The 6,326-nt window shown below is 69.9% G+C and carries 6 protein-coding genes; 2 read left to right on the top strand and 4 right to left on the bottom strand.

Going from position 1 to position 6,326, the window contains the following annotated elements; translation table 11 throughout:
• From QZT59_RS12485 to lipA, 4 genes are all read right to left on the bottom strand, one after another.
• On the bottom strand, positions 1 to 480 hold a 480-nt coding region (locus tag QZT59_RS12485; RefSeq protein WP_290816602.1), incomplete at its 3' end, for a biotin/lipoyl-containing protein.
• A gap of 3 nt (positions 481 to 483) precedes the next feature.
• Positions 484 to 1,503 carry an alpha-ketoacid dehydrogenase subunit beta gene (locus QZT59_RS12480; RefSeq protein WP_290816600.1) on the bottom strand — a complete coding sequence of 340 codons (1,020 nt, stop codon included), beginning with the start codon at positions 1,501 to 1,503 and terminating at the stop codon, positions 484 to 486.
• Positions 1,504 to 1,505: 2 nt separating this feature from the next.
• Entirely contained in the window at positions 1,506 to 2,618 is a 1,113-nt protein-coding gene (gene pdhA / locus QZT59_RS12475) for a pyruvate dehydrogenase (acetyl-transferring) E1 component subunit alpha (protein ID WP_290816597.1), read from the bottom strand.
• A gap of 381 nt (positions 2,619 to 2,999) precedes the next feature.
• Positions 3,000 to 3,968, bottom strand: a complete 969-nt coding sequence (gene lipA / locus QZT59_RS12470; protein WP_290816594.1) for a lipoyl synthase — start codon at positions 3,966 to 3,968, stop codon at positions 3,000 to 3,002.
• A 101-nt stretch (positions 3,969 to 4,069) separates the two neighbouring features.
• Between lipA and QZT59_RS12465 the strand changes: the two genes are divergently transcribed.
• Complete coding sequence (locus tag QZT59_RS12465) at positions 4,070 to 5,464, top strand: MATE family efflux transporter (protein WP_290816591.1); 1,395 nt, start codon at positions 4,070 to 4,072, stop codon at positions 5,462 to 5,464.
• Between the two features lie 212 nt (positions 5,465 to 5,676).
• The gene (locus QZT59_RS12460; protein ID WP_290816589.1) at positions 5,677 to 6,201 is read left to right on the top strand and encodes a PH domain-containing protein; all 525 of its coding nucleotides are present in this window, start codon (positions 5,677 to 5,679) and stop codon (positions 6,199 to 6,201) included.
• Positions 6,202 to 6,326: the final 125 nt, after the last annotated feature.

Raw genomic sequence — 6,326 nt, 5'->3', positions numbered from 1 at the left:
GCTGCCGTCGACCTGCGCGATGTCCACGCCCAGCTCGCGGGCCAGCCGGCGGACGCTCGGCGGGGCGAACACCCGTCCCTCGGGCGTCTCGACCTCGCCGGTTTCGGCGCCGGTGGCGCCGGCGTCGCCCGCTTCGGCGGCGGATCCGTCGCCGGCGGACTCGGGCGCGTCGACTGCCCCCGCCTCGCCGGCGGTGTCGGCCTCCGAGCGCGTCTCCTGGTCGGCCGGCCCAGGGTCCTCGCCCTCGACATTATACGTAATGAACAGGTCCCCGACCGGCACCATCTCACCTTCCGCCCAGTGCAGTTCCTTGACGGTCCCGTTCACGGGCGAGGGCACCTCGACGAGCGCCTTGTCGGTCTCGACCTCGGCGACCGGTTGATCCTCCGAGACGGCGTCCCCCGGCTCGACCAGCCAGGAGACGAGCTCGCCCTCGGCGACGCCTTCGCCCACGTCGGGAAGTTTGAATTCGCGCACCATGGCTCAGAAGTCCACCGCGTCTCGGATGCCGTCCACGATGCGAGCCGGCTCCGGCAGGTAGTAGTCCTCGAGCGCGTACAGCGGGAACGGCGTGTCGAACCCGGTGATGCGCTCGACCGGCGCCTCCTGGTAGAGCAGGGCCTCCTCCTGGATCGTCGCCGTGATCTCCGCCGCGAGGCCGCCGGTCTTGGGGGCCTCGTGGACGACCGCGGCGCGGCCGGTCTTCGTGAACGAGTCGACGATGGTGTCGACGTCGAGCGGTGAGATCGTCCGCAGGTCGACGACCTCGACGTCGATCTCGCCCTCCAGTTGCTCGGCGGCCTCCAGGGTCTGGCGAGCCATCGCGCCCCAGGTGAACACGGAGATGTCCTCGCCCTCGCGGCGGACGGCGGCCTCGCCGATCGGCACCTCGTAGGAGCCGTCGGGCACCTCCTCGCGGAACGCGCGGTAGATGAGCTTGGGCTCGAGGAAGATCACGGGGTCGGGCGAGCGGATGGCGCTCGTCAGCAGCCCCTTCGTGTCGTACGGCGTCGAGGGGATGACGACGTTCAACCCGGGTTGGTGGGCGAACATCGCCTCCGAGGACTCCGAGTGGTGTTCGGGGGCGCGAATTCCGCCGCCGTAGGGGGCGCGGACGACGAGCGGACAGGTGTATCGTCCGCGCGAGCGCGTCCGCAGGCGCGCCGCGTGCGAGACGATCTGGTCGAACGCGGGGTAGATGAAGCCGAGGAACTGCATCTCCGCGACGGGCCGCAGACCGTAGGCGGCCATGCCGACGGCGGTGCCGGCGATGCCGGACTCCGCCAGCGGCGTATCGATGACGCGGTCCTCGCCGAACTCGTCGTAGAGGCCCTCGGTGGCGCGGAAGACGCCGCCGTTCTTGCCGACGTCCTCGCCCATCACGAGGACGCTGTCGTCCCGGCGCATCTCGGTCGCCAGGCCGTCGCGGACGGCCTGGACGAGCGTGAGGTTCTCCGTCTCTCCGGCGTCGTCCGCCGTCTGGGTCTGTTGTTCCGTAGCCATGGTCAGTCCTCCAGGAGCGCTTCGTCGCCGTGGCGTTCGCGGAGCGTCTCGAGCCACTCGAGCTGTTCTTCGAGCCGCCGGGGCATCCCGTCGTAGACGTGCGCGAAGATCTCCGCGGGGTCGGGCCGGTCGAACTCCTCGGCGGCGTCGATCGCGTCGGCGACGTCCGTCTCGATCTTCGACTCGATCGCGTCGACGCGCTCGTCGTCGAGCATGCCCCGGTCCCGCAGGAACCGCTCCATCCGCGGGATCGGGTCCTTCTGCTTCCAGCGCTCGACTTCCTCCTCGTCGCGGTAGACCGACGGGTCGTCCGCGGTCGTGTGGGCGCCGAACCGGTACTGGACCGCCTCGATCAGCGTGGGCCGGAGCTCGTCCTCGCCGGGGTTCTTGGCCTTCTCGACGGCCTCGCGGGTCACCTTGTACACCGCGAGGGGGTCCATCCCGTCGACCTGAACGCCCTCGAAGCCGTAGGCGGTCGCCTTCTGAGCGATCGTCGCGCTCGCGGTCTGGCGCTCGCGGGGCACGGAGATCGCCCACTGGTTGTTGTTACAGAAGAAGATCGCCGGCGCGTCGAACACCCCGGCGAAGTTCAGCCCCTCGTGGAAGTCGCCCTCGCTGGTGGCGCCGTCGCCGAAGTAACAGAGGAAGGCCTCGTCGTCCTCTCCCTTGAGCCGCGAGGCCCAGGCGGCGCCCGCGGCGTGGGGGATCTGGGTCGCGATCGGCACCGCGACCGTGAACAGGTTGACGTCCTCGGGGATGTAGTTGCCGTGCTCGTGGCCCATCCAGTACAGCAGCGTCCGCTGCAGGGACAGCCCGCGGACGAGGGCGGCCCCGTGCTCGCGGTAGCTCGGGAAGACCCAGTCCTGCTCGTCGAGCGCCGTCGCGCTGCCGATCTGGGCGCCCTCCTGACCGGACAGCGGCGGGTACGTCCCCATCCGCCCCTGACGCTGGAGGCTGACGGCCCGCTGGTCGAAGTGGCGAGCCAGCCGCATCTGTTCGTACATCTCCACGAGCGTCTCCTCGGAGAGGTCAGGTACCGACGCGCCGTCGAGAACGCGCCCGGCGTCGTCGAGGACCTGGACCCGCTCCCTGGGGTCTTGCTGTAACGTACTCACGATTGAACCCTCCGTCGCATGTTCCTACGGTTGTACACCTCCCGGTATAGAATTTTCGTATATACTTTACTAACGGTGAGATTATTGCGACGGTCTCACACACTCCGGCGCCGATCCGCACCAATCCTGGACGGCCGTATTTGCGACGGGGCGGAACGATTATTTTGTCCAATTTGGCGGTCGGATCGTTCGAAATACTGGACGGACGTGGGCGGGGCCAGGGACTCGGGGCCGGAACCACGGTTCGGGCGACGCCGGACGCAGCCTCGTCGGACCCGGCCGACTCGACGAATCGTCGCCGCCTCACCACAACCGGCCGACTCGACGAATCGTCGCCGCCTCACCACAACCGGCCGACTCTCCACCGCGCCGGGCCGCCGCTCAGTCGCTCCCGGCCGACTCGACGGACCTGCCGCCCCGGGCCGCCGCACGGGCCTCCTCGAGGGACTTGCCCTCCCGGAGTACCGCATCGACGAACAGCTCCCCGGCTTTGTACGACGAGCGCACCATCGGACCGCTCGCGCAGTAGAGAAAACCGAGCTCCTCCTCGGCGACCCGCCGCCAGGTCTCGTACTTGTCGGGGTGATCGTAGCGGGCCACGGGCAGGTGATTCCGGGAGGGACGAAGGTACTGGCCGAGCGTGACGATGTCGACGCCGCGCTCGCGACAGTCCGCGAGCGTCCGATAGACCTCGTGGTCGTACTCGCCGTGGCCGAGCATGATCGACGTCTTGGTGTGAATGTCCGACTCGCGGTCGACCTGCTCGAGTACCGAGAGGGACTGCTCGTACCCCGCGCGCCGATCCCTGACGGGGAACTGCAGTCGCTCGACGGTCTCGACGTTGTGCGCGATGACGTCCGGCTCGGCGTCGACGATCTTGCCCACCAGGTGCTCCTCGCCCTGGAAGTCGGGGATCAGCACCTCGACGAGGATGCCGGGGTGACGCTCCTTGATCTCGCGGATCGTCTCCGCGAAGTGGCCCGCGCCCTGGTCCGGCAGATCGTCGCGGTCGACGCTCGTCAGGACGACGTAGTCGAGGCCGATCTCCGCGACGGCGCTCGCGACGTTTTCCGGCTCGTCGGGATCCAGCGGCTCCATCCCGCCGGTCTGGACGTCACAGAAGTTGCACGCCCGCGAACACTTGTCCCCCATCAGCATGAAGGTCGCCGTCCCGCCCTCGCCGGCGCCGGTCCCCGCGCCACCGGACCAGCACTCCCCCAGATTGGGGCAGTTCGCCTCCTCGCAGACGGTGTGGAGGTCGTGCTCGCGCAGCGTCTCGCGAATGCCGGCGAACTCCCGCCCCGACGGCGGCCGCATCTTCAGCCAGTCGGGCTTCCGGGCGCGGCTCATACCCGAAGCGTCGGGGCGACGGGGAAAAAGCGTGATGATCCGTCAGAGCGTGCCGGATGAAAACATTTATCATTTGCTCCGGCTATTTCCGGACCACTGCGATGCTCGACGTCGATCGTGAGGACATCACCGACGGGCCGATTCTGACGACGCTGCTGGTGCTGGCGACGCCGCTGCTCGCCCAGAACCTCGTCCAGATCGCCCAACAACTCATCGACACCTTCTGGCTCGGCCGCCACAGCCTCGAGGCCGTCGCCGCCGTCGGACTCAACTTCCCGGTGACGGCGCTGTTGATGACGGCCACGATCGGCGCCATGGTCGGCACCCAGGTGCTCGTCTCCCAGCGGGCCGGGGCGGACGACGTCGAGGGAGCGCGTCGGGCCACCGTCAACGGCACGCTCCTCGGCGTGCTCGTCGGCCTCGCGGTCGGCGGCGTCTCGTTCTACTTCGCTCACGACATCATGGGCGTCTTCGGCGCCGGCGAGGACACGACCCGGTACGCCGCGGAGTACCTGGCCGTGTTCGCGCTGGTGGCGGTGCCGACGATCGCCGCGAGCGACGTGATCGAGGGCGGCTTCGTCGGCTGGGGCGACGCCCGCGCGGCGCTGTACATCAACGTCCTCGCCGTGGGCGTCAACGTCGTCCTCAGCCCGTTTCTCATCTTCGGCTGGCTGGCGTTCCCGGAACTCGGCGTCGCCGGCGCCGCGCTGGCGACGGGGATCGGCTACGCCTGCGGCTTCGTCCTCGGACTGAGCATGTTCGTCGCGGGCCGGGACGGCTTCCGGCTGACGCGCGAGGCGCTCGCGCTCGATCGCGGCGACTGCCGGGAGATCGTCGACATCGGCTGGCCGACGACCGGGCAGCACGGCGCCGCCCAGGCCGCCCGGGTCGCGATGATCGGGATCGTCGCCGCGGTCGGCGGCGCGGCCGCCATCGCCGCCTACACGATCGGCGCTCGCGTCGCCAGCGTCGCGTTCGTCCCCGCCCTCGGCTTGCAGAAGGCCGCCCAGAGCATGGTCGGCCAGAACCTCGGCGCCGACCGCCCGGACCGCGCCCGGCGAACGACCTGGACCGGCGTCGGCCTCGCGGCCGGCGCGCTCACCCTCGTCGGCCTCCTCCAGCTCGCGATCCCCGAGACGCTGGCCTGGGTGTTCGTCCCGGACGCCTCGGCCGCCGAGCTCGCGCTCGCCGCCGACTACCTCGTCATCCTCGCGGTCGGCTACTGGGCGATCGGGGCGACGTACCTCCTGCAGGCCGGCTTCAACGGCGCCCGCCGGACCCGCACGAGTATGATCGCGTCGCTGGCCCAGTACTGGGCCGTCCGGCTCCCGGTCGCCGTCGCCCTCGCGTACCCGCTCGGCTGGGACGTTCACGGCGTCTTCTGGGCCGTGACGATCTCGAACGTCGTCGCGGCCGTCGGGCTCGGGCTCTACTACTACTACGAGACGAGTTCGGGCATGAACCGTCGCGCGGTGGCCGCGGCGACCGCTGACTGAGAGCGAGACGGCGAACGGAGTGAGCCGTCTCAGTATGGCGAACGGCGACCGCGGGGAGCCGCGAGCGGCGAGGACCGACCGCAGGGAGTCGTGAGCGACGAGGACCGACCGCAGGGAGCCGGCTTGGTATGGCGAAGGGGGAACGGTGACGAGCGGCGCGAACCCGGGAATCCACCGCCTAACTATACCGAACGGCGGGGTACGCCGGTCACGTGCCGCTCGACGGCGACGAGTACGACTGGCTGCACTTGAGCGAGGGAGAGCGCGTCGTCTGGGCGAGTCGACCGCACCCGATCGAGCTGGGTCGGGGGTTCATCCTCGCGGTGCTCGTGGCGCTCCTCGGCGGGGCGATCGCCGCGTGGAACTGGCCGGGCGAGCTCTGGGCCCTCCGCTGGGTCGGCGTGCTCGTGCTCGCCGCCGGGGTCGCGCTGGCCGCGATTCGATTCCTCTTCTGGACGAACACGCGCTACGTGATCACGAGCGAGGAGCTCTACGAGAAGCGCGGCGTGGTCTCCCGGGACGTCACCCAGTTCAAGATGGATCGCGTCCAGAACACGACGCTCCGACAGTCGGTCGCCGGCCGGGTGCTCGGCTTCGGCGACCTCACCGTCTACACCGCCGGCTCCGGGGATCCGGAGCTGACCTTCACGCGGGTCCCCGACCCGGGCGAGGCCAACGCGGCGCTCTCACGGCAGTTAGGTCGAAACGAGCATTCGAATCCGCGGTCGACACCCTGAGGAGCCGACGCCGCCGCCCGATTCGCGAGCGCCGAACTCCGCCAACCGGGTTCCGGCCCGACGACCACGTTGCTCGAGTCCCGACCCGACCGCCCCGTCCACCGGAGCACGACCCGACCGCCCCG

This window comes from Halovivax sp. (assembly GCA_007119345.1).
GTDB lineage: Archaea > Halobacteriota > Halobacteria > Halobacteriales > Natrialbaceae > Halovivax.
The sequence above is the reverse complement of the archived record's forward strand: the minus strand, read 5'-3'. Positions and strand labels throughout refer to the sequence as shown.